The sequence below is a fragment of the Enterobacter sp. SCRI0065 genome, assembly GCF_059766475.1.
The window spans coordinates 34,435-57,324 of the sequence record NZ_JCBAJB010000009.1 but is presented as its reverse complement, the minus strand read 5'-3'; the positions used below and the strand labels follow the sequence as shown (position 1 = coordinate 57,324).

General features: G+C 53.5%; 20 protein-coding genes. 10 read left to right on the top strand and 10 right to left on the bottom strand.

The genetic code is table 11. The annotated features are described in order from the left end of the window. Position 1 precedes the first annotated feature (1 nt). Positions 2-862 (top strand): ketose 1,6-bisphosphate aldolase, encoded by an 861-nt coding sequence (locus AC6EMZ_RS19415; protein ID WP_498404481.1) that lies wholly within the window; start codon positions 2-4, stop codon positions 860-862. Then, the gene (locus AC6EMZ_RS19410; protein WP_498404480.1) at positions 862-1,866 is read left to right on the top strand and encodes a carbohydrate kinase family protein; all 1,005 of its coding nucleotides are present in this window, start codon (positions 862-864) and stop codon (positions 1,864-1,866) included. Before AC6EMZ_RS19415 ends, AC6EMZ_RS19410 begins: the two co-directional genes overlap by 1 nt. Here the strand turns inward: AC6EMZ_RS19410 and AC6EMZ_RS19405 are convergent. Continuing rightward, complete coding sequence (locus AC6EMZ_RS19405) at positions 1,863-2,594, bottom strand: response regulator transcription factor (protein WP_498404390.1); 732 nt, start codon at positions 2,592-2,594, stop codon at positions 1,863-1,865. The genes AC6EMZ_RS19410 and AC6EMZ_RS19405 overlap by 4 nt on opposite strands. Positions 2,595-2,851: 257 nt before the next feature. On the opposite strand from AC6EMZ_RS19405, the gene fdhF reads away from it, so the two are divergent. The 3 genes from fdhF (at position 2,852) to AC6EMZ_RS19390 (ending at position 6,265) form a co-directional block, all read left to right on the top strand. After that, complete coding sequence (gene fdhF / locus AC6EMZ_RS19400) at positions 2,852-4,999, top strand: formate dehydrogenase subunit alpha (protein WP_498404389.1); 2,148 nt, start codon at positions 2,852-2,854, stop codon at positions 4,997-4,999. Between the two features lie 321 nt (positions 5,000-5,320). After that, positions 5,321-5,473: a Hok/Gef family protein gene (locus tag AC6EMZ_RS19395; protein ID WP_498404388.1), complete on the top strand. Its 153-nt coding sequence runs from the start codon at positions 5,321-5,323 to the stop codon at positions 5,471-5,473. Positions 5,474-5,590: 117 nt separating this feature from the next. Beyond that, positions 5,591-6,265 carry a tetratricopeptide repeat protein gene (locus AC6EMZ_RS19390; protein WP_498404387.1) on the top strand — a complete coding sequence of 225 codons (675 nt, stop codon included), beginning with the start codon at positions 5,591-5,593 and terminating at the stop codon, positions 6,263-6,265. Between the two features lie 40 nt (positions 6,266-6,305). Here the strand turns inward: AC6EMZ_RS19390 and gltP are convergent, their stop codons facing one another. Then, positions 6,306-7,619, bottom strand: coding sequence for a glutamate/aspartate:proton symporter GltP (gltP, locus tag AC6EMZ_RS19385; RefSeq protein WP_498404386.1), 1,314 nt, complete (start codon positions 7,617-7,619; stop codon positions 6,306-6,308). A gap of 420 nt (positions 7,620-8,039) precedes the next feature. Here gltP and acs point away from each other — a divergent pair, with 420 nt between their 5' ends. From acs to actP, 3 genes are all read left to right on the top strand, one after another. Continuing rightward, on the top strand, positions 8,040-9,998 hold the full coding sequence (gene acs, locus AC6EMZ_RS19380; protein WP_498404385.1) for an acetate--CoA ligase: 1,959 nt from the start codon (positions 8,040-8,042) through the stop codon (positions 9,996-9,998). A 76-nt stretch (positions 9,999-10,074) separates the two neighbouring features. Then, on the top strand, positions 10,075-10,389 hold the full coding sequence (locus AC6EMZ_RS19375) for a DUF485 domain-containing protein (RefSeq protein WP_498404479.1): 315 nt from the start codon (positions 10,075-10,077) through the stop codon (positions 10,387-10,389). Then, a complete protein-coding gene (gene actP, locus AC6EMZ_RS19370; protein WP_498404384.1) occupies positions 10,386-12,035 on the top strand; it encodes a cation/acetate symporter ActP in 1,650 nt (549 codons plus the stop codon). Before AC6EMZ_RS19375 ends, actP begins: the two co-directional genes overlap by 4 nt. 36 nt (positions 12,036-12,071) lie before the next feature. Here actP and AC6EMZ_RS19365 read toward each other — a convergent pair whose 3' ends face one another. Both AC6EMZ_RS19365 and AC6EMZ_RS19360 read right to left on the bottom strand, forming a co-directional pair. Continuing rightward, a complete protein-coding gene (locus AC6EMZ_RS19365; protein WP_498404383.1) occupies positions 12,072-12,761 on the bottom strand; it encodes an LrgB family protein in 690 nt (229 codons plus the stop codon). Continuing rightward, positions 12,754-13,164, bottom strand: a complete 411-nt coding sequence (locus AC6EMZ_RS19360) for a CidA/LrgA family protein (protein WP_498404382.1) — start codon at positions 13,162-13,164, stop codon at positions 12,754-12,756. The genes AC6EMZ_RS19365 and AC6EMZ_RS19360 overlap by 8 nt, the downstream gene beginning before the upstream one ends. 102 nt (positions 13,165-13,266) lie before the next feature. On the opposite strand from AC6EMZ_RS19360, the gene AC6EMZ_RS19355 reads away from it, so the two are divergent. Beyond that, positions 13,267-14,178, top strand: coding sequence for a LysR family transcriptional regulator (locus AC6EMZ_RS19355; protein ID WP_498404381.1), 912 nt, complete (start codon positions 13,267-13,269; stop codon positions 14,176-14,178). Positions 14,179-14,201: 23 nt separating this feature from the next. On the opposite strand, the gene AC6EMZ_RS19350 is transcribed toward AC6EMZ_RS19355, so the two are convergent. The 4 genes from AC6EMZ_RS19350 to soxR all read right to left on the bottom strand — a co-directional run bounded on the left by AC6EMZ_RS19350 (position 14,202) and on the right by soxR (position 19,043). Continuing rightward, the gene (locus AC6EMZ_RS19350) at positions 14,202-15,845 is read right to left on the bottom strand and encodes a Na+/H+ antiporter (RefSeq protein ID WP_498404380.1); all 1,644 of its coding nucleotides are present in this window, start codon (positions 15,843-15,845) and stop codon (positions 14,202-14,204) included. Positions 15,846-15,998: 153 nt separating this feature from the next. Beyond that, the gene (gene ghxP, locus AC6EMZ_RS19345; protein ID WP_498404379.1) at positions 15,999-17,348 is read right to left on the bottom strand and encodes a guanine/hypoxanthine transporter GhxP; all 1,350 of its coding nucleotides are present in this window, start codon (positions 17,346-17,348) and stop codon (positions 15,999-16,001) included. Between the two features lie 305 nt (positions 17,349-17,653). After that, positions 17,654-18,319, bottom strand: coding sequence for a glutathione S-transferase family protein (locus AC6EMZ_RS19340; protein WP_498404378.1), 666 nt, complete (start codon positions 18,317-18,319; stop codon positions 17,654-17,656). A gap of 265 nt (positions 18,320-18,584) precedes the next feature. Then, positions 18,585-19,043: a redox-sensitive transcriptional activator SoxR gene (soxR, locus tag AC6EMZ_RS19335; protein WP_498404377.1), complete on the bottom strand. Its 459-nt coding sequence runs from the start codon at positions 19,041-19,043 to the stop codon at positions 18,585-18,587. A 98-nt stretch (positions 19,044-19,141) separates the two neighbouring features. Here soxR and soxS point away from each other — a divergent pair, with 98 nt between their 5' ends. Next, positions 19,142-19,468, top strand: coding sequence for a superoxide response transcriptional regulator SoxS (soxS, locus tag AC6EMZ_RS19330; protein ID WP_498404376.1), 327 nt, complete (start codon positions 19,142-19,144; stop codon positions 19,466-19,468). Here soxS and pdeC read toward each other — a convergent pair. Then, positions 19,465-21,051, bottom strand: coding sequence for a cyclic di-3',5'-guanosine monophosphate phosphodiesterase PdeC (pdeC, locus tag AC6EMZ_RS19325; RefSeq protein ID WP_498404375.1), 1,587 nt, complete (start codon positions 21,049-21,051; stop codon positions 19,465-19,467). The genes soxS and pdeC overlap by 4 nt on opposite strands. Positions 21,052-21,390: 339 nt before the next feature. After that, a complete protein-coding gene (locus AC6EMZ_RS19320) occupies positions 21,391-22,794 on the bottom strand; it encodes a sensor domain-containing diguanylate cyclase (RefSeq protein ID WP_498404478.1) in 1,404 nt (467 codons plus the stop codon). Positions 22,795-22,890: the final 96 nt, after the last annotated feature.

Below are 22,890 nucleotides of genomic sequence, written 5' to 3'. Positions count from 1 at the left end.
GATGCCGCTTATTTCTCTTGCCGCCGGGCTGGAACATGCCCGTGAACACCACTACGCACTCGGGGCGTTTAACGTGCTCGACTCGCACTTTCTGCGCGCCCTGTTTGCCGCCGCAAAGCAGGAACGATCGCCCTTTATTATCAACATCGCCGAAGTGCATTTTAAGTATCTTTCGCTCGATTCCTTGGTGGAAGCAGTGAGGTTTGAAGCCGCACGCCATGATATTCCGGTGGTGCTCAATCTCGATCACGGCCTGCATTTTGAGGCGGTGGTGCGGGCACTGCGCTTAGGATTCAGCTCCGTGATGTTTGACGGCTCGACCCTGAGCTATGAAGAAAATATTCGCCAGACCCGCGAAGTCGTGAAAATGTGTCACGCGGTTGGCGTATCGGTAGAAGCCGAGCTGGGTGCTGTCGGCGGTGACGAAGGCGGTGCGCTGTACGGTCACGCCGACGAGGCCTATTTCACCGATCCCGCTCTGGCACGCGAGTTTGTTGATCAGACCGGAATCGACGCCCTGGCGGTCGCTATCGGCAATGCACACGGCAAATATAAGGGCGAACCGAAGCTCGATTTCCCGCGTCTTGACGCCATTCGCCAGCAAACCGGCCTGCCGCTGGTGTTGCACGGCGGCTCGGGCATTAGCGATGCCGATTTCCGTCGCGCCATTGAGCTTGGCATTCATAAAATCAATTTCTATACCGGCATGTCGCAGGCCGCGCTGGCATCCGTTGAGCACCGAATCACTCATCGTCAGCCCATTTATGATGAGTTCGCCGAGCTGTTGCTGGGCATCGAAGAGGCGATTACCGATACCGTTTCTGAGCAGATGCGTATTTTTGGTAGCGCGGGGCAAGCGTGATGGAACGAAAAGGGATCATCGCGGCGGGCAATATGCTGGTCGATCATGTGCATCAGATTGTGCAGTGGCCGGAGCGCGGCTGGCTGGCAGAGATTGTTCACAGCGAGCGGGCAACCGGCGGCGCGCCGCTTAACGTGCTGCTGACGCTGGCGAAAATGCACGTTGGCCTGCCGCTACAGGCCGTTGGCCTTATTGGGGAAGATGGCGACGGCGACTATATCATGGCGATGCTCGACCAGTATCACGTCAACCGTCAGCGGGTGCAGCGCACAACTTTCTCCCCCACGTCAATGTCACAGGTGATGACCGATCCCAGCGGGCAGCGTACGTTCTTCCACTCACCCGCCGCCAACCGCCTGCTGGACCTACCGGCCTTCGATAGGCTGGATCCGGGCATGAAGATCTTCCATCTGGGGTATCTGCTACTGCTCGACAGCCTGGATATGCCGGACGACGAATTTGGTACCCGCAGCGCGCGCCTGCTGGCGCAAATGCGCGACCAGGGATATGAAACCTCGCTCGATCTGGTGTCCCGCAAGGGCGATCCGCGCTATCAGCCGCTGGTACTCCCTGCCCTACGCTATGTGGATTATCTGGTGATCAACGAACTGGAGGCCGGGGAATTTAGCGGACTGGAGATGCGCGATCACACCGATGCGCCAAATATTGACCATATCGCGCTGGCGGCCACGCAGCTTTTAGCCGCGGGCGTTAAAAAGCGGGTCGTTATTCACAGTCCTGAAGGTGCCTGGGGCGAAGTACCCGGCGAGCCGGGCCAGTGGATCTCGTCCAGACCGCTGATGCAGGAAGAGATCATCGGCAGCGTCGGCGCGGGCGATGCCTTTTGCGCGGGCTTTTTATACGGCTGCCACGAGAGCTGGTCGCTGCCGGAGAGTATTCAGCTCGCGCACGCCTGCGCACGGGCAAGTTTACTGGCGGCAAATGCCATTGATGGCGCCAAAACGCTTGAGGAACTGAAGCTGTTTATCCACGACAACGCTTAGGCTGCTTTATCGCTATGGGACACGTCGGCAGCAAAGACGTAGCCCAGCCCGCGGATGGTTTTGATCAGCAGAGGTTGGTGAGGATTGATCTCGATTTTGCGGCGAAGACGCATAATCAGCACATCGATGGTGCGATCGAACACCTCTGCGCTTTCACTGTGGGTGAGCTCAAGCAGTTGTTCGCGGCTCAGTACCCGGCGGGCGTTCTGCGCCAGTGCGAGCAGGAGCCCATATTCACCCTGAGTTAACGGCACAGCGTTGCGCTGAGCGTCGATTAACTCACACCGCTCGGTGTCCAGCGTCCAGCCATTGAAGCCGATACCGGAAACGCGCGGCGCGGTCGGTTCTGCCGCCAGCGCCCCCATACGACGCAGCACCGCTTTGACCCTGGCAACGACGACGCGGGAGTTAAAAGGTTTACCGATGTAATCATCCGCACCCATCTCAAGCCCCACCACCACGTCAGATTCACTACCCAGCCCGGTCAGCATGATCACCGGCAATTCGGGCCGCCATTTCTGCAACTGCTGCAACACCTGTAGACCATTGATATCCGGCAGCATCATATCGAGCAACACCAGAGCGATGCCGGGCTCACACTGGGCCAGCGCTAAAGCATCCAGGCCGTTGTGACAAACGTGCACGGCAAAAACGTGCTCGTTGAGCACATCCTGTAGCAGTTCGCAGACTGCCGTATCGTCATCTACCACCAGGATCGCCGGTTTCATCGCATGCTTCCGTCAGGGGATTATGTTAAGTCTGAACCATTCTGCAATCGGCTCCAGCCAATTTCTTTTTTCCATGACGGAATTTCAACCGATGTCACATCCGCTGGCCTATCGACACGTCAATTTTGACGATTGTCTGTTTTTCGTCAGGGTTTTGACCAGAAATCAGCCGTAAAGTCAGGAGATACCCACAATAAAAACATGGCATAGAAGCTGCATAATAGGTGCGAAAGAATCGATTAACTGGAGCGAGACCGATGAAAAAAGTCGTCACGGTTTGCCCTTATTGTGCCTCAGGTTGCAAGATAAACCTGGTGGTCGATAACGGCAAAATCGTCCGGGCGGAGGCTGCGCAGGGTAAGACCAATCAGGGGACTTTGTGCCTGAAAGGCTACTACGGCTGGGATTTTATTAACGATACCCAGATCCTGACCCCCCGTCTGAAAACCCCGATGATCCGACGTGCACGCGGTGGCAAGCTGGAGTCTGTCTCCTGGGATGAGGCGCTGGACTACGTCGCCACTCGCCTGAGCGCCATCAAAGATAAGTACGGCCCGGATGCGATCCAGACCACTGGCTCATCGCGCGGGACGGGTAATGAAACTAACTATGTAATGCAAAAATTCGCGCGCGCCGTTATTGGTACCAATAACGTCGACTGCTGCGCTCGCGTCTGACACGGCCCATCGGTTGCAGGTCTGCACCAATCGGTCGGTAACGGCGCAATGAGCAATGCTATCAACGAGATAGACAACACCGATCTGGTGTTTATTTTCGGCTATAACCCGGCGGATTCCCATCCGATCGTGGCGAATCACGTGATTAATGCGAAGCGCAACGGGGCGAAAATCATCGTCTGCGATCCGCGTAAAATCGAAACTGCGCGCATTGCTGATATGCATATCGCGTTACGCAATGGCTCTAACATCGCGCTGCTGAATGCGATGGGTCACGTCATTATTGAAGAAAATCTGTATGACTCGGCGTTTGTCGCCAGCCGTACGGAGGGCTTTGAAGAGTATCGCAAGATTGTCGAAGGCTATACGCCGGAATCGGTCGAAACGATCACGGGCGTTAGCGCACAGGAAATCCGCCAGGCGGCAAGAATGTACGCCGCGGCGAAAAATGCGTCCATTCTGTGGGGCATGGGTGTAACCCAGTTCTATCAGGGCGTGGAAACCGTGCGCTCACTGACCAGCCTCGCGATGCTGACCGGTAACCTTGGCAAGCCGCACGTGGGTGTGAACCCGGTTCGTGGTCAGAATAACGTTCAGGGTGCCTGTGATATGGGCGCGCTGCCGGATACCTATCCGGGCTATCAGTACGTCAAGTTCCCGGAAAACCGCGAGAAATTCGCCAGAGCCTGGGGCGTGGAAAGCTTGCCTGAGCACACTGGCTATCGCATCAGCGAGCTGCCGCATCGTGCGGCGCATGGTGAAGTCCGTGCGGCTTACATCATGGGCGAAGATCCGCTGCAAACCGACGCCGAGCTGTCTGCGGTGCGTAAAGGATTTGAAGATCTTGAGCTGGTGATTGTGCAGGATATCTTTATGACCAAAACCGCGGCGGCGGCGGATGTGATATTGCCGTCAACGTCATGGGGCGAGCATGAAGGTGTTTATACCGCGGCAGACCGTGGCTTCCAGCGCTTCTTTAAAGCGGTAGAGCCGAAGTGGGATCTGAAAACGGACTGGCAGATTATCAGCGAAATCGCTACCCGCATGGGCTACCCGATGCGCTACAACAACACCCAGGAAATCTGGGATGAGCTGCGCAACCTGTGCCCTGATTTCACCGGTGCAACCTACGACAAAATGGGTGAGCTGGGGTATATCCAGTGGCCGTGTCGTGATGAATCGGATGCTGACCAGGGAACCTCGTACCTCTTTGCCGAGAAGTTCGACACCCCGAATGGGCTGGCGCAGTTCTTTACCTGCGACTGGGTCGCGCCTATCGACAAGCTGACCGACGAGTATCCGATGGTACTCTCGACGGTGCGCGAAGTGGGCCACTATTCGTGCCGATCAATGACCGGTAACTGCGCGGCGCTGGCAGCATTGGCTGATGAACCTGGCTATGCGCAGATTAATACCGCCGATGCCAAACGGTTAGGTATCGAAGATGAAGCGCTGATATGGGTTAGCTCGCGTAAGGGCCGCATCATCACTCGTGCTCAGGTCAGCGATCGTCCGAATAAAGGGGCGGTGTACATGACTTATCAGTGGTGGATTGGTGCTTGTAACGAGCTGGTGACGGAAAACTTAAGTCCGATAACCAAAACGCCGGAATATAAGTATTGTGCCGTGTGCGTAGAAGCGATCGCCGATCAACATTCTGCTGAGCAATATGTGATTGACGAATATACGAAGCTAAAAGCCAGCTTGCGCGAAAGCGCCATGGGTTAATAGTATTACGCGTTCAATGAACAAATGGGATGAACTATTCATCCCATTTTTATTTATATATTTCACATTATATTTTTCAATATTAATTATGGAATGCGCTTCGCAAAAAAGATGTAATTATTGAAGAAATGAATTACATCTTTGCATTTTGATTCAGAGAGATAAGATGTGCGGCGGGTGCTTAAGACTTTCTGTCTTAAGCCGTGTTGAGGGACAGAAAGTGGAAAGCCCCGGGAAATTTTCATTCACCCGAGGCTACCCCTCAACTCCCAACAGGTTGAGAGTAGCCTCTTATTCTTTATTTCGCAAGGAGTAAAAGGCATGACGCCATTAAAAACAACGTTAGGCATTGTCTGTATTATTTGCCTGACCATTTTGATTTTCTCTTTTATTCATCGCGGCAAGTTATGCGAGCTTTCAATAAAAGGCGAACATCAGGAGGTGGCGGCTAAATTAGCCTGTATTGCAGGCTAAGCTCAAGGGCGGGGAAACCCGCCCTACCAGTCTGGAAGCGGAGGTCTTAACGCACCCTTTTTCATTCCGGCGGTTCTTTATTATACTGCGCGACATGTACCCAAATGATTAGAATCCATGAAACCCATTTTTTTACTGTTATTCCTGATATCGACTCTCGCCCGCGCCGATGAAATCGGCAGCCAGTATAAAGCACAGGCCGAAGCAGGTGATGCACGCGCGCAGTACTATCTGGCCGATACGTATTTCAGTTCGGGTGATGATGCACAGGCTGGCCTGTGGGCTGAGAAGGCCGCAAAAGGCGGCGATGTCGATGCGATGGCGCTGCTCTCGCAAATCCATTTTAAGCAGGCTGACTACCCGCAGGCCAAAACGCTCGCCCAGCAGGCGACCATTGCGGGCAGCAAGCGCGGCGCGATCATGCTGGCGCGCATTCTGGTGAATACCCAGGCGGGGAAAACAGATTATCCGCAGGCTATCGAACTCCTGAAAAGCGCCACCGACGATATCGATAACGACTCAGCGGTCGATGCGCAAATGCTACTGGGGCTAATTTACGCTAACGGCGTCGAGATGGCCCAGGACGATGCGCAGGCGCAATCCTGGTTAAAACGCAGCTCTGCGCTGTCTCGTACCGGTTATGCCGAATACTGGGCAGGCATGGTGTTCCAGCAGGGCGAAAAAGGGTTTATCACCCCCAACAAACAAAAAGCGTTGTACTGGTTTAACCTGAGCTGTAGCGAAGGGTTTGATACGGGATGCGAAGAGTTTGATGCGTTGAGCGGAGAGTAAACGCGTTCCCTCTCTCTGGCGAGAGAGGGAAAAGACAAGGTTACTGGTCAGCCGTTTTATCGAAACGACCTAATACTTCACGCTCGTAAGCCATCGCTTTTTTGCGGTCAAACTGATGTTCCCACTTCGCAATAACCAGCACTGCCAGCGCATTTCCTACCACGTTCAGCGCAGTACGCGCCATGTCGAGAATACGGTCAACACCGGCAATAAAGGCCAGGCCTTCCAGCGGGATGCCCACGCTACCCAGCGTCGCCAGCAGCACCACAAACGAGACGCCCGGCACGCCTGCGATACCTTTTGAAGTCACCATCAGCGTCAGAACCAGCACGATTTCCTGCCACAGCGACAGATCGATACCGTACAGCTGCGCGATAAATATCGCCGCAATACTCTGATAGAGCGTTGAACCATCCAGGTTAAAGGAATAGCCGGTCGGCACCACAAAGCTGGTGATTGACGCCGGAGCGCCATAGGCTTCCATCTTCTCGATAATGCGCGGCAGCACGCTTTCGGAGCTGGCCGTGGAGTACGCCAGAATCAGTTCGTCTTTCAGTATGCGAATTAGGATCCAGATCCTCAACCCGCAGAGACGCGCTACCAGGCCCAGTACCACCAGCGCGAAGAACAGGATCGCGAAATGTACCAGAATCACCAGTTTTGCCAGCGGCCATAGTGAGGCAAAACCGAAGTTCGCCACGGTGACAGCAATCAGCGCAAATACCCCGACAGGCGCATAGCGCATCACCATATGGGTGACTTTAAACATGGTCTCGGAGATAGAGCGGAATACGGTAACCAGCGGCTCGCGGTGTGTCGCGGGCAGGGATGACAGCCCCAGACCAAACAGTACCGAGAAGAAGATGATCGGCAGCATTTCGCCCTTCGCCATCGACGCCACAATATTGGTCGGCACCAGCGAAAGTAGGGTTCCCATCAGGCCATGAGCATGGCTTTGCACATCAGCTGTTGTGCTTTGGTATTTCGAAATATCCACCGTCGCCAGCTGCGACATATCAATCCCGGACCCAGGCTGGAACACGTTCGCCAGCGTGATGCCGAGAATGATAGCAACTGTAGTGATCACTTCGAAATAAAGGATGGTTTTTGCGCCAATACGACCAAGCTGCTTGGCATCGCCAACGCCTGCAATACCGACAATTAGCGTCGCGATAACGATCGGTACGACAATCATCTTGATGAGGTGAATAAAGATATCCCCGGCAGGAGACAGCATGTTCACCACCAGCCACTCGCGGCTGTCACTGTGATAATGGAGATAACTACCCAGCAAGATACCCAGCACAAGTGCAATTAAGATCTGCCAGGCAAGGCTGATTTTCAAACTTTTCATATAAACAGACTTCCTCAATGAAGCATCCTTCCTGGAGAAATAACAGGAAAGAAACATACTGAAAGGGCATGAATTGTGTTGCGTTGGTTTATGGAGTTTTTTAACGCGCCGTATCAGTATCATTTGCACGGCATGCTGCGCAAGCCTTTAAGAACGAGGCATTTCACTGCAAAAAGGGCATATGACGCTAATTTGTAATAATCCCCATTAATAACCTTTTGTTATAAAAACGCTTTTTTCTCTACAAATGTGAATAATCGTCAGGATAAATTATTTCCCTTCAAAGTTTCATTTGCTGATTTTTCATACAATACATTTAATGCGTGATCTGTCGCCCAAATACCAAACAAAGCTGCCAAAGCCCCTACTATTAACGTTTTTGCGACATATTATTAACATCTCGCAAGGAGAATAAAAACCATGAGCCAAATTCATAAACACGATATTCCCGCAAACATTGCGGACCATTGCCTGATTAATCCGGAGCAGTATAAAGAGAAGTATCAGCAGTCCATTTCTCACCCTGACGCCTTCTGGGGCGAGCAGGGTAAAATTCTTGACTGGATCACGCCCTATCAGACGGTCAAAAACACCTCATTCGCACCGGGTAACGTCTCTATCAAATGGTATGAAGACGGCACGCTAAACCTGGCGGCGAACTGTCTTGACCGCCATCTTGCCGAGCGCGGCAATGAAACGGCCATTATCTGGGAAGGCGACGACGCCTCTCAGAGCAAACGCATTACCTATAAAGAGCTGTACCGCGACGTCTGCCGTTTTGCCAACGTCCTGTTGGAGCAAGGCATTAAGAAAGGCGACGTGGTCGCGATTTATATGCCCATGGTGCCGGAAGCCGCCGTGGCGATGCTGGCCTGCGCCCGCATTGGTGCTGTGCATTCCGTTATTTTTGGTGGCTTCTCGCCGGAAGCGGTGGCCGGGCGCATCGTCGATTCAAACTCAAAGCTGGTGATTACCGCTGATGAAGGCGTACGCGCCGGGCGCAGCATCCCGCTGAAGAAAAACGTCGACGAAGCACTGAAAAATCCGAACGTCAAAACCATCAGCAACGTCGTGGTGCTCAAACGCACTGGCGGCAGCGTGGAATGGAAAGAAGGCCGCGACCTGTGGTGGAGCGACCTGATTGAAAAAGCCAGCGACCAGCATCAGCCTGAAGAGATGAACGCGGAAGATCCGCTGTTTATCCTCTATACCTCCGGCTCGACCGGCAAGCCGAAAGGTGTCTTGCACACCACTGGCGGCTACCTCGTTTATGCAGCCTCCACTTTTAAGTATGTCTTTGATTACCATCAGGGCGAAGTCTACTGGTGTACCGCTGACGTGGGCTGGGTGACTGGCCACAGTTACCTGCTTTACGGCCCGCTGGCGTGCGGCGCGACCACGCTGATGTTCGAGGGTGTGCCAAACTGGCCAACACCGGCGCGCATGAGCCAGGTGGTCGACAAGCATCAGGTCAATATTCTCTACACCGCACCTACCGCGATCCGTGCATTGATGGCGGAAGGCGACAAGGCTATCGAAGGCACCGACCGTTCTTCTTTGCGTATTCTGGGCTCCGTCGGTGAGCCGATTAACCCGGAAGCGTGGGAGTGGTACTGGAAAAAAATCGGTAACGAGAAATGCCCGGTGATTGATACCTGGTGGCAGACCGAAACCGGCGGATTTATGATCACCCCGCTGCCGGGTGCCACTCAGCTGAAAGCCGGTTCGGCAACTCGTCCGTTCTTTGGCGTCCAACCCGCGCTTGTTGATAACGAAGGCAACGTGCTGGACGGTGCGACCGAAGGCAATCTGGTCATCACCGACTCATGGCCGGGCCAGGCGCGGACCTTGTTTGGCGATCACGATCGCTTCGAGCAGACCTACTTCTCGACCTTTAAAAACATGTACTTTAGCGGTGACGGAGCGCGTCGTGATGAAGACGGATATTACTGGATAACCGGGCGCGTGGACGACGTACTGAACGTCTCCGGCCACCGTCTGGGCACCGCAGAGATTGAATCGGCGCTGGTGTCGCATCCGAAGATCGCCGAAGCGGCAGTGGTCGGCATTCCGCACAGCATTAAAGGCCAGGCCATTTACGCTTATGTCACGCTGAACCACGGCGAAGAGCCGTCGCCAGCGCTGTATACCGAAGTGCGTAACTGGGTGCGTAAAGAGATTGGCCCGCTTGCCACGCCGGACGTTCTGCACTGGACCGACTCGCTGCCTAAAACCCGCTCCGGCAAGATTATGCGCCGTATTCTGCGCAAAATTGCTGCCGGTGATACCAGTAATCTCGGCGACACCTCGACGCTCGCGGATCCTGGCGTGGTGGAGAAATTGCTCGAAGAGAAGCAGGCCATCGCGATGCCATCGTAATCCCTCTCACCTGGCCCTCTCCTCATAGGGGAGAGGGCATTAAAACAAAAAAACCTTACCTTTGGAGAGTTCTGTGATGAATGAAAACATTTATCAACGGATAGAAAACAGTGCGCACTTCAGGGAGCTCGTCGAAAAACGGCAACGGTTTGCCTTCACGCTGTCTATCATCATGCTGATTATTTACGTTGGCTTTATTCTGCTAATTGCCTTTGCACCACACTGGCTCGGCACGCCGCTGCACGCGGGTACCAGCGTGACGCGCGGCATTCCAATTGGGATTGGCGTGATCGTGATTTCATTTGTGCTGACCGGCGTATACGTCGTGCGCGCGAACGGGGAATTTGATCGTCTTAATAAAGAAGTTCTGCGTGAGGTAAAAGCACAATGAAGCGAGTCCTGACGGCGCTAGCCGCCACACTTCCTTTCGCGGCTCACGCTGCCGACGCGATTACAGGCGCGGTTCAACGCCAGCCAACTAACTGGCAGGCGATTATCATGTTCCTGATTTTCGTGCTGCTGACGTTGTACATCACCTACTGGGCGTCAAAGCGCGTGCGCTCGCGTAATGATTACTACACGGCGGGCGGCAACATTACCGGTTTCCAGAACGGACTGGCGATTGCGGGCGATTTTATGTCCGCCGCATCGTTCCTCGGGATTTCCGCGCTGGTGTATACCTCCGGCTACGATGGGCTGATTTACTCACTCGGCTTCCTGGTTGGCTGGCCGATTATCCTTTTCCTGATCGCCGAACGCCTGCGCAACCTCGGTCGTTATACCTTTGCCGACGTGGCTTCTTATCGTCTGAGACAGGGGCCAATTCGTACCTTGTCCGCCTGCGGTTCGCTGGTGGTCGTGGCGCTGTATCTGATAGCCCAAATGGTGGGTGCCGGTAAGCTGATTCAGCTGCTTTTCGGCCTGAACTATCACATCGCCGTAGTATTGGTCGGCGTGCTGATGGTGATGTACGTGCTGTTTGGCGGTATGCTCGCCACCACCTGGGTACAAATCATCAAAGCGGTTCTGCTGCTGTTTGGCGCAAGTTTTATGGCCTTTATGGTGATGAAGCACGTCGGCTTTAGCTTCAATAACCTGTTTACCCAGGCCATGGCCGTTCACCCGAAAGGCGAAGCGATCATGAGCCCCGGCGGGCTAGTGAAAGATCCGATATCCGCGCTATCGCTCGGCCTCGGTCTGATGTTTGGTACCGCAGGCTTGCCGCACATTCTGATGCGCTTCTTCACTGTGTCAGATGCCCGTGAAGCGCGTAAAAGCGTGTTCTACGCCACCGGTTTTATGGGTTACTTCTATATCCTGACCTTTATCATCGGCTTTGGCGCGATCATGCTGGTGGGTGCAAACCCGGCGTTTAAAGATGCCGCAGGCACGCTGATTGGCGGGAATAACATGGCGGCTGTGCATCTGGCTGATGCGGTTGGCGGCAACTTGTTCCTTGGCTTTATCTCTGCCGTGGCCTTCGCCACCATTCTGGCGGTGGTCGCTGGCCTGACGCTGGCGGGCGCCTCGGCGGTTTCGCACGATCTCTATGCCAACGTATGGCGTAAAGGTGCGACCGAGCGTCAGGAGCTGCGAGTGTCTAAAATCACGGTGCTGATTCTGGGCGTGGTGGCGATTCTGCTGGGTATCCTGTTCGAAAACCAAAACATCGCCTTTATGGTGGGACTGGCCTTCTCGATTGCGGCGAGCTGTAACTTCCCGATTATCCTGCTCTCCATGTACTGGTCGAAACTGACTACCCGTGGCGCGATGATCGGCGGCTGGCTCGGCCTGCTGACGGCGGTGATTCTGATGATCCTTGGCCCGACTATTTGGGTACAAATCCTCGGTCACGAAAAAGCTATCTTCCCGTACGAATACCCGGCGCTGTTCTCCATTGCCGTGGCGTTTATTGGAATTTGGTTCTTCTCGGCCACCGATAATTCAGCGGAAGGAAACCTGGAGCGTGACAAGTTCCGCGCCCAGTTTATTCGTTCTCAAACCGGTCTCGGTATCGATCAGGGCCGCGCGCATTAATCCACATATCTCCCCGGCCGTTCTGGCCGGGGACGTTCAGAACATCACCCACGCCACCAGCGGCGCTATCAGCACCATCACAACGCCGGATAACATCATTACCAGGCTTGCGACAACACCTTCCTGCGGACCCAATTCGTAGGAACGCGCGGTTCCAGCACCGTGTGACGCCGCACCAAACCCTGCGCCTTTCGCCATTCCTTCACAAATAGACAGACGTAAAAACAGAATATCCCCTACCGCCATGCCAAACACACCGGTCACCACGACGAACAGCGCCACCAGATCGGGCTGACCGCCGAGCGGTTTGGCTGCTGCCAGCGCAAACGGCGTGGTCACGGAGCGAACTGCCAGACTGCGCTGAATTTCATCAGACAACGTGAATAAGCGCGCCAGCCAGACGGAACTGGTCACCGCCACCACCGTTGCGGTGACCACGCCTGCGCTCAGCGACATCCAGTGACGTTTGATAATCGCAAGGTTGTCGTAAACCGGTACGGCAAAAGCGATGGTTGCCGGGCCGAGCAACCACAGTAACCAGTGCGACTCACCAATGTAGTTTTGCCAGGAGATGTGTCCCATCAGCAGCATCAACACCAGCAAAATGGGGGTGAAGACCAGCGGCATAAGCGGCAGTTTATGAAAACGGCGATACAGGCGTTTATTAGCAAAATAGATAACCAGCGTGGCGATAAGACATAAAACACTGACCTGAAAGTTAGTCATGTTTGTGCCTGCTGATTTCAAAACGATACACTTTATCCACCACCCACGCCGTGGTGCCTAACACCATCAAAGTGCTGAGCGCGATCACCGCGAAAATGCGCCAGCCGTCGACCATCAGCAGTTGCGCATAATTCACGACCGCCACCACCGCAGGGACAAAAAACAGCAGCATTTCGGCCAGCAACCAGCGCGCACCTGCCCGGACCCATTTCAGAGGGATAACGCGGCAGACAATCAGCGACAGCATTAACATCATTCCCACCAGATTGGCGGGCAGCGGGAGATGCAGCCAGGTGACGAGATATTCCGCAAAAACGAAAAGACCTGCATACAGCAGTACCTGAACCGGTACCTGGAGTCGTTGCACAACGGCAGGCGTAACACGACTTAACGCCACGGCCATGGGTGATTTCCTCAGAAATGAGATGAAGCGCCAGTATAGAGAGCGCACGTCATGGACAGAAATGAATTAAAATCATCGAAGGTATAGTTTCAAGGAATAATCATGGACATAAGAACGCTGCGCTATTTTGTCGAAGTGGTTCGCCAGCAGAGTTTTACTCGCGCAGCGGAGAAGTTATTTGTCACCCAGCCCACCATCAGCAAGATGCTGAAAAACCTCGAAGACGAACTGAACTGCACCCTGCTGATTCGCGACGGGCGCAAGCTTTTGCTCACCGATACTGGCCGCGTGGTTTTCGAGCGCGGGCTGGCGATTCTGGCGGAATTTCGCCAGCTTGAGGCCGAGCTGGGCGACATCAATCATCTGAATAAAGGCCTGCTGCGCCTGGGTATTCCGCCCATGGTCGGTATGATGATGGCCGGGCCTATCAGCCTGTTTCGCCAGCGCTACCCCGGCGTTGAATTGAAAATATCTGAATTTGGCGGCTTAACCGTTCAGCAGGCGGTGATGAATGGCGAGCTGGATCTGGCGATGACCGCCCTGCCCGTCGAAGAAGACAGCGGCCTGGCGACGCTGTCGCTCTTTAGTCATCCACTGTGCGTATTGGTGCCTCGTTCAGGCGACTGGATGCACATTGATACCGTCAAACCCGAGCGGTTAGCCGAGCATCCCCTGCTGATTTACAACGAAGATTTTGCCCTGAGCCGCCAGCTAATGCAGCTATTTAACCAGCATGGCGTCAAGCCGCGTATCGCGGTGCGCAGCGGTCAGTGGGACTTCCTGGCGGCGATGGTACAGGCGGGCGTCGGCATTGCGATTTTGCCGCAGCCCATCTGCGAACGGCTGGATAAAAATACGCTGCGCTGGATCCCGCTGGAAAGCGATCTGCACTGGCAGCTGGGAATGATTTGGCGCGAGGGTGTGTATTTGTCGCACAGCGCACAGGCGTGGCTGACGTGCTGCGAGGGGTTTTGGGTTTCCCCTAACCCCTCACCTCAACCCCTCTCCCCTTAGGGGCGAGGGGCAAAAATGCACTATTAATTCTCTATCAACAACGCTTCCAGCAGGTCCAGATCGTGCAGTAGCTTTTGCAGCGTCTCGTTGCTTATCTCACGCGTTGCACGCAGATGATACAGCTCGGCGCGCTCGGAGCGCAGAGCCGCCAGGCGGAAACGGCGCTCCAGGTTCTCTTCGAGCAGCGAGCTTTCCGCATCGTTACGCCCGTCAGCGCGACGGCGCAGGTTACCGATCACACGCGAACTGACCTCTTTCAACAGCTGATCGTCGATATTCTCTTCGGCATTGGCGGCAAGACGCTCCTCCATTTTCTGGATCGCCACAATCGCCACCTCTGCGGTCGCGGCGCGGGCGATTCGCTCTTCTTTATGCTGTTGAGAATGGTCTGCCACTTCCAGATGTTGCAGCAAAATAGGCAGCATCACCACGCCGATAAACAGTGAGAACAGAATCACGCCCGCCGCCAGAAATACCAGCTCGTAGCGCGCCGGGAAGACGTCTCCGGTCGGCAGCAGCAGCGGGATGGAGAGCACACCGGCCAGAGTAATTGCGCCGCGCACGCCTGCGAAAGAAGCAATCAGCAGCTCACGCGTGGTCCACGAACCAAACTCCATGGGCTTTTTGGTCAGGAAGCGCATGCTGAACTTCTTCATCGTCCACAACCAGCCGAAACGCACCACCATCAGCGCCACGTAAATCAGCACGATATCGGTGAATAGCATCCAGGTTTCGACGTTCGGGTCGGCTTCTGCGGCCACCAGTGAAGATTCCAGAATACCCGGCAGTTGCAGGCCCAATAGCAGGAACACCATGCCGTTAAAGACAAATTCGAGCATCGCCCAGGTGCTGTTCGCACGCAGACGCATCGCCAGCGGCGCCCTGCGCATCACACCCGCGCGGGTGATGGTCATCCCTGCTGCGACCGCCGCCAGAATGCCCGACACGCCGATATGTTCTGCAATCAGATAAGAGGCAAATGGCAGCAGGAACAGCAGGACAATTTGCGTCGCCGGTTCATCACCGCCCCAACGGCTGAGGAAGCCCAGTGAGCGACCGTACAGCCAGCTCACCACGAACCCGGCGAGGATACCGCCGATCGCAACTTTGAAGAATTCAACGGTGGCACCGCCAATGGTAAAGATCATGGTGCCCATCGCCACGGCGACGGCGAACTTGAGCGCGACCAGGCCAGAGGCGTCGTTCATTAGCGCCTCACCCTGCAAAATACCCATGATCTTCTTCGGAATGCGGCCTTCGCCAACGATACCGGAAAGCGCCACCGCATCGGTTGGTGACAGCACGGCCGCCAGCGCAAAGGCGGGAATCAACGGAATGCCCGGCACAATCCAGTAAATCAGGAAGCCTATCCCGACCACCGTGACGACAACCAACGCCAGTGCCAGACCAAAGATCTCTCGCCCATGCTCAAGGAATTCTCGCGTGGGCGTTTTCCAGCCGTCGGCAAACAGCAGCGGCGGGATGAACAGCACGAGGAACAGCTCGGGATCGAACTCCACGTGCAGGCCAAACGTCGGCCATGCCAGCAGCGCACCGATAGCAATTTGCATCAGCGGGAGGGGTAACTGGAAGGGTAGTACGCGGGTAACTACCCCGGAAAGTGAGACCACGAGGGTCATGATGAGTATTGTGAAGAAAATTTCCATGCGTTCCCTGTTTGCGTGTTTCTTATTGTCTAAAACCTGAAGCGTCGTGCTCCTATTTTACCCTATCCAGAGTAACGCAAATGGCAACGAGATGTGGTCCGAAAATAAAAACGGGCGGCCTAAGCCACCCGTTTTCGCAAGTTTGGTTAAAAATCAGATTGCCCAACCACCCGCGTAGAATGCAACCAGCGCAATGGCGATCACTACCGTACCGATGTTCAGCTTGCGCCATTCACCCGATACCACGCGACCAATCACCAGCGAGGCGAAACCGATCATAATGCCGGTCACGATGTTGCAGGTCAGCACGATGAAGACCGCAGTAATCAGCCCTGACATCGCATCAACAAAGTCAGCAAAGTCGATTTTGCCGACGTTGCTCAGCATCAGCAGACCAACGTACATCAACGCAGGTGCGGTTGCGTAAACCGGGACCAGATAGGAAAGCGGAGACAGGAACAGAATCAACAGGAACAGCACGCCCACGATGATCGCTGTCAGACCCGTTTTGCCGCCCGCCGCGGTACCCGCCGCCGATTCGATATACACCGCCGCTGGCGCTGCACCGACCAGGCCGGAGAATACGCTGCTCAGGGAGTCGGTGGTGAGCGCTTTGCCGCCATCAATAATCTGGCCGTCTTTATCAAGCAGATTGGCCTGGCCTGCGACCGCGCGGATAGTCCCGGTAGCATCGAAGACCGCCGTCATGACTAACGCCAGTACGCTTGGCAGAACGATCGGATTCAACGCGCCCACGATATCAAGGCTGCCAATCAGGGAATTGCCGTTAGCATCGCTCAGCGAAGGCATGGCAAACACGCCGGAGAAATGCACGCTCGGATCGAAAAGCAGGCCGACGATGGAAATCCCAATAATGGTCAGCAGGATACCGCCAGGCACTTTCAGTTTTTCCAGGCCGATAATGACCGCCAGGCCAATCAGCGACATGATCACCGGGAAGCTGGCAAAGTGACCCATGGCAACCGGCAGACCGTCCAGCGGGTTCTTGACCACCAGACCCACGCCGTTTGCGGCAATCAGCAGCAGGAACAGGCCAATACCGATGCCCGTACCGTGCGCCACGCCCTGCGGCAGGTTACGCAAGATCCAGCTACGAATGCCGGTCGCAGAGATAATGGTGAACAGAACCCCCATCAGGAACACGGCACCCAGCGCAACCGGCACGCTGATATGCTGGCCCAATACCAGACTAAATGCGGTGAACGCCGTCAGAGAGATGGCGCAGCCAATAGCCAGCGGCAGATTCGCCCACAGGCCCATCACAATGGAACCCACGCCCGCAACCAGACAGGTCGCCACAAACACTGCCGCAGGCGGGAAGCCCGCTTTGCCCAACATGCCTGGTACGACAATAACGGAATACACCATCGCCAGAAACGTAGTAAGACCGGCGACAACTTCCTGACGTACGGTGCTACCGCGAGCAGAAATTTTAAACATGGCGTCGAGTGAACCGCCATTACGCGCTGAAGGCGTAGACATAGAAAACATCCCCTGAGAGTTTTTATCGTTCGTTTGTCAACGTGGTGGACATTCCACTGCCAGCGAAACGTCATATCCTTGTGCTGCGTTTGCGACAAAAAAGGGGCGTCGCAAAAAAAGCAAACGTTTAGCTCCGCGTTGACAAAACGGGTAGTGAAGTTAAGGCAAACGATTATCTAGCCTCATCCACGGCCTTTTCAAGTTAACTTTGCCGTTTTTCGTTAATATTCCCCTGCAATGATGAAGAATTAACCAGAGGATGCGCAAACGTTATCGTTGATGCGCAATTTGATAACAATTTGCGCTTACCCGGGGATTTCAAACGGGCCACCTTGCTGGATTGCACGCTGCCATGCCGGACGCATTTCGACCTTTTTCTTCCAGGCATGCAGATGCGGAAGATTGTCGATCCCTCCTCGCGCCAGTAGCGCGAATACCGGAAAACTCATCTGAATATCCGCCATGCTGAGATGCTGGCCCGCAAACCAGCTATTTTCGCTGAGATGAGATTCAAGATATCGCGCATGCGTTTCGAGTTGAGGATTCAGCCAGGCTTTTTGCACACCTTGCCCCAACACTTTGCCCAGCGTCCGAAGTCCGAAGGGAACCGGCGGCTTTCCGAGACTGGCGAAAATCAGCTTCATTAACATCAGCGGCATTAGCGATCCTTCGGCGTAATGCAGCCAAAAACGGTACTGGATTTTCTGCGCGGCATCCTGGGGTTTAAGATGCGATTCAGAATCGTAGGTTTCCTGTAAATACTCCAGAATCGCACCTGATTCAGCGAGGATGAGGCCATTGTCTTCAACAACCGGTGATTTGCCCAGCGGGTGTACTTTCTTCAGTGATGGGGGAGCCATCATGGTCTTTTCGCGCTGGTAGCGCACAATCTGGTACGGCAAGGACAGTTCTTCGAGCGCCCAAATCACGCGTTGGGAGCGAGACTGATTAAGATGGTGGACCGTTAACATGGCTTTCTCCTGTAAGACATACCCACTAACTATAGAAAATTGCACAACTCCGCGAAAAAATTTTGGCTAAATAGTGAACGTAATGACTGGCGAAAACAGGGGTTAGACATAGAATTAAAGTGTCAGCACAAACCGGAACCTCCCCAACTTTCTCGACATGAGGGGTGCTGATGTCGGGGGAAACCCTCCCGTGAACCAGCGGGATAGAGAGAAAGACAAAGACCGGGAATAAACTAAAGCGCCCTCGTGTGGCGCTTTAGTTTTTTTAATCCTCTTCCAGCAGACGCGCGCCGGTGCCTAACTCGCCCAACTTATCGCCAGGGTTTCGCAACGGACAATCGCTACGAGACAGACACCCGCAACCGATGCACCCGTCCAGTTCGTCACGCAGTGCCACGAGCGTATGAATGCGCCTGTCCAGCTCCTCACGCCATTGCGAAGAGAGCTCTCTCCACTCTTTGGCACTCAGTGAGTGTCCTTCAGGTAGCACCCCGAACGCATCACTGATCGTCGCCAGCGGGATCCCAATGCGTTGGGCAATTTTGATAATCGCCACATAGCGCAGCACATCACGCGTATAGCGGCGCTGATTGCCCGTATTGCGGATACTTTTAATTAACCCTTTGCTTTCATAGAAATGCAGCGCGGATACCGCCACACCGCTACGCTTTGCGACTTCACCTGGGGTTAATAGCGCTTTAATTCTCGGCAATCTCTTTTCCATAAAACCTCTTTACCTCAAGTTAACTTGAGGAATTATACTCGCCCACAGAGAAAACGACGAATCAACTGAGAAAGTGATATTTAAAGAGGGGCAACCTTATGTCGCATCAGCAAATTATTCAGACACTGATTGAATGGATGGATGAGCATATCGACCAACCGTTAAACATCGACGTAGTCGCTAAAAAGTCGGGCTATTCGAAATGGTACCTGCAACGAATGTTCCGTGCCGTTATGCATCAGACGTTGGGCGATTACATCCGCCAGCGCCGTTTATTGCTGGCCGCGCAGGCGCTGCGTAGCACGCAACGTCCGATTTTTGATATCGCGATGGATCTCGGATATGTGTCGCAACAAACCTTCTCACGGGTCTTCCGCCGCGAGTTTGATCGCACACCCAGCGATTACCGCCACCAGTTAAACTAACGGGTGCGCGGAGCCAGACCGTGAACAGGGTGCTGCTGCCAGGTCATAAATTCCTGCGGCGGCATGGCCTTCGCAAAATGCCATCCCTGACAGTACTGGACGCCACGCTTCAGTAGCCACGTCACCTGTTCCGCCGTTTCCACCCCTTCCGCGATGGTTTTCAGGCGCAAGCTTTGCGCCATCTCAATGATGTGCTCAGCAATCAGGTGGCTCGTGCTGTTTGTGGTTAGCGTATCGATAAACGATTTGTCGATTTTCAGGATATCCACGTTCAACGAGTAGAGGTTGTGCAGGTTGGAATACCCTGTACCAAAATCGTCGATCGCAACTTCGTAACCCGCCTGACGGAAGGCCTGAATCACAGGTGTCGTTTTTGGCACGTCAATAAACCCGCGTTCCGTGACTTCAATTTTGATCTGTTGCGCGCGAACCGAGTAATAGCGGGCTTTATCCGAGATAAGAGCAATCAGGCGCGAGGAGTGGAAATCAGAGGCCGACAGGTTAATCGAGATATAAAGATGCGGATTAGCCCCCAGAAAATGGCCCAGATCGTTGAAGACTTCTTCGACGACGTAATCGGTAATACGCTCAATCATCCCCTCTTTTTCGGCCAACGGGATAAACTCGACTGGGCTCATCACTGGCCCATTAAACCCTGGCCATCGCAGTAACGCTTCGGCACCCACGCAGCGGTTATTTTTAATATCGATAATGGGCTGATAGTGCACACACAGCTGCCGCTTATTAAGTGCCCGGTGCAATAAACGCCCTGGGGAATTAAACTCACGATGGGTTCGCGACCACACCAGCAAGATAATAATGCTGCAAATCATCCCCAGCGGCAGCGTCAGCGTTGCCTGATGATATAGAACGTCATAAAAGCGCGTATTCGAAGTAGAGACGATGGCGGCAATAGGCCGCTTGGTTGAATTGACGCTGGTGTAAAATCGACCATTGCTTTGAAATGCGTGTTCTGCATTTCCTAACAATGAATGTAATAAAGAAATATCGGCCTGGGGACTAACGGAAAAAAAGGCATTCGTCACCGTGTCATATACACCCCAGACCAGAGAATGATCGGTCGACATGACTTCACTGTAGGAAAGTGGATTGACCACTACTACATAATTCCTGCGCTGCATATATGTCATTTTATAACCAGCGAAAAACGGCGTATCGCGGAAATAATAGATAGAAACGTCAGGCTTGCGGGTGTAATTTGGGGTTGGGATCAAATAGGGTTGGTCGGGGGTTGAAACCGTGGAACAAAGAAATCGTTGACCGTCTGCATATATTAAATCAGCCACATAGAGGCGACCACGAACCACGTTCAACATATATTGCCGATGTTCGGGAGTACAACGTTCGCCTTGATATTTTTCTGCGGCGTTGCGAGCTAAATCAACTTGTTCAATAACGAGTTCAGTTTTATCTAAAGCGAGTTGCGCAAAGGTTCGGAGCTGACTGCTGGTTTCGGTGACCGCGCGTAATTGGGCAAACCATAGCGCAAGCATCACCGGCAGCATAACTACCATGATGATCCCTACGACCCTCAGCATCTTGCGCTGCGCGCTACGATTCATTTCCGCCCCATATCCCTGCATTTTGTGTGCCTGTAGTAATGAAGGCCGGATGCTTTGATAAACAGGTGATTACGTTGCATGAATCATGCGAAGTTAGCAACTGACTTTTAGTATTAAAATTTACAAAGTGAGTTATGCCGATAATATTTGTCCGTAACTCAAACTAAAAGTATGCGTCCCGTTTTTATTAAGGAAAATATTTATCCAGTCTAACCGATGGGTTTTAAGTTAACACAACAGAGGATCATTGATTAAGCCAAACTTACAACAGCATGAAAAATTCGCAACAGGATCATGAATTTTCATACTATTTGACGGTATTGACTCCTGGCGAGTGATTTATAAATAATCAACAGAGATAACCGTTTTTCCTCTTCCGCTACGCTTTGCGTCATATAACGCTTTATCCGCCCGCGTAAGCAATGTAGAGGTATCACGCTGGCCGTGGCTGACTTCCACCACGCCCGCACTAAAGGAAAGCATTAGCGTTTTATCCCCCACAAGTAACGGGCGGGTAAACAGCGCTCGACGCAAATTGGTCGACAGCGCCATCGCCGCCTCACCGTCTGCATGTGATAACAGCAGTAAAAATTCTTCGCCGCCAACCCGGCCCAGTGCGGAATTGATGGGGCTTAACTCACGAATACGATCGCAGAAATGAATTAACGCCGTATCTCCCACCTGATGCCCCCACTCATCATTAATCTGCTTGAAGTAATCCAAATCAAACATGAGCACACAAAATTGGCTGTTAGCCTCTTTCCGCTGGTGCTTCTCCAGCGTCGCTTTTAGCTGCTGCAAAATCGCAGAGCGATTGAAGCATCCGGTCAGGTCATCCATGGTGGCTTTCAACGTCAACTGTTGTTCCGCTTTCTTGCGCTCGGTGATATCAAGGCCAATATTCAGAACAGAGCCATCCGGCAACAGAATGTTCGACCACAAAACGGTGAGCTGTGTGCCATCTTTTCGCAGCGGACGCCATTCATACATATCTTTAAGCGGGGATAAATGAATTGAATCACGCACCCGCCGTCGGTCTTCAGGGTCGGGATAAAACAGTGCCAGCGGATCGGCATACTGATTAATTTCCGTCATATTCCAGCCGAACACTTTTTCGCATTCAGCATTCCAGAGTACGCAACGATTGAGTCGATCAAAGGAATTCATCAACACTGGGGCGCGTTCGAACAAGGTTTTGTACTGAGTCACCACGCGTTGCATCTCATGAGCCGTTCGCTCTCGGGAGATCATTTCTGCGAAGTAATCTTTTAGCTTCTCCACCAACACCACGACGATGTTTTTTAGAATCGGCAAGGTCAATAAGCGCTGTGAAAAGGCGAGAAAGAAATAGCCGCCGCAGCGCCCGTCACGGGAAGTGAGCTTACATAAAACACCGCTTTGTAGTTGCTCATAGCTGGGGTGCTGGGGCGCAAATAACGCTCTGCCAACCTTTTCTTTCCAGTAGATGGCGCGCCATGAACGATGATGGCGCTGCATTACGGTACTGGCCAGAAATTCGGTGACGTCGTAAGAATGACAGGCAACCTCCCCGGCACAGATGATGCGCGGCAAACCCGCATCATCATCAACGCTGACCCACGCGAGCGTTGAGCCCAACGAACGGTTGATGGTGTCCAGCATCTCAGACAATGAATTCTGCGATGTCAGTAGCGGCATCAGTTTTGCTAAAGCATGCAAAGCCTGCATGCTGTCATTAACAATTTCGCGGCGTGTTACTTTCATCATTTTTATTCGCAGGCCATTGAATGATAAAAACCGGACGCAACGAATAGCTCAGAACTCGAATAGAAATTAACGGCGAATATTTTCCTGACATCG

Bases quoted from the DNA above. Each gene is read 5' to 3' on its own strand.
- AC6EMZ_RS19415 (WP_498404481.1), top strand. From the start codon at position 2: ATGCCGCTTATTTCTCTTGCCGCCGGGCTGGAACATGCCCGTGAACAC.
- AC6EMZ_RS19405 (WP_498404390.1), bottom strand. From the start codon at position 2,594: ATGAAACCGGCGATCCTGGTGGTAGATGACGATACGGCAGTCTGCGAA.
- gltP (WP_498404386.1), bottom strand. From the start codon at position 7,619: ATGAAAAGTTTGAAAATCAGCCTTGCCTGGCAGATCTTAATTGCACTT.
- AC6EMZ_RS19360 (WP_498404382.1), bottom strand. From the start codon at position 13,164: ATGGCCGTGGCGTTAAGTCGTGTTACGCCTGCCGTTGTGCAACGACTC.
- actP (WP_498404384.1), top strand. From the start codon at position 10,386: ATGAAGCGAGTCCTGACGGCGCTAGCCGCCACACTTCCTTTCGCGGCT.
- acs (WP_498404385.1), top strand. From the start codon at position 8,040: ATGAGCCAAATTCATAAACACGATATTCCCGCAAACATTGCGGACCAT.
- soxS (WP_498404376.1), top strand. From the start codon at position 19,142: ATGTCGCATCAGCAAATTATTCAGACACTGATTGAATGGATGGATGAG.
- AC6EMZ_RS19375 (WP_498404479.1), top strand. From the start codon at position 10,075: ATGAATGAAAACATTTATCAACGGATAGAAAACAGTGCGCACTTCAGG.
- soxR (WP_498404377.1), bottom strand. From the start codon at position 19,043: ATGGAAAAGAGATTGCCGAGAATTAAAGCGCTATTAACCCCAGGTGAA.
- AC6EMZ_RS19365 (WP_498404383.1), bottom strand. From the start codon at position 12,761: ATGACTAACTTTCAGGTCAGTGTTTTATGTCTTATCGCCACGCTGGTT.
- AC6EMZ_RS19355 (WP_498404381.1), top strand. From the start codon at position 13,267: ATGGACATAAGAACGCTGCGCTATTTTGTCGAAGTGGTTCGCCAGCAG.
- AC6EMZ_RS19395 (WP_498404388.1), top strand. From the start codon at position 5,321: ATGACGCCATTAAAAACAACGTTAGGCATTGTCTGTATTATTTGCCTG.
- AC6EMZ_RS19320 (WP_498404478.1), bottom strand. From the start codon at position 22,794: ATGAAAGTAACACGCCGCGAAATTGTTAATGACAGCATGCAGGCTTTG.
- AC6EMZ_RS19390 (WP_498404387.1), top strand. From the start codon at position 5,591: ATGAAACCCATTTTTTTACTGTTATTCCTGATATCGACTCTCGCCCGC.
- AC6EMZ_RS19340 (WP_498404378.1), bottom strand. From the start codon at position 18,319: ATGTTAACGGTCCACCATCTTAATCAGTCTCGCTCCCAACGCGTGATT.
- AC6EMZ_RS19410 (WP_498404480.1), top strand. From the start codon at position 862: ATGGAACGAAAAGGGATCATCGCGGCGGGCAATATGCTGGTCGATCAT.
- AC6EMZ_RS19350 (WP_498404380.1), bottom strand. From the start codon at position 15,845: ATGGAAATTTTCTTCACAATACTCATCATGACCCTCGTGGTCTCACTT.
- pdeC (WP_498404375.1), bottom strand. From the start codon at position 21,051: ATGAATCGTAGCGCGCAGCGCAAGATGCTGAGGGTCGTAGGGATCATC.
- ghxP (WP_498404379.1), bottom strand. From the start codon at position 17,348: ATGTCTACGCCTTCAGCGCGTAATGGCGGTTCACTCGACGCCATGTTT.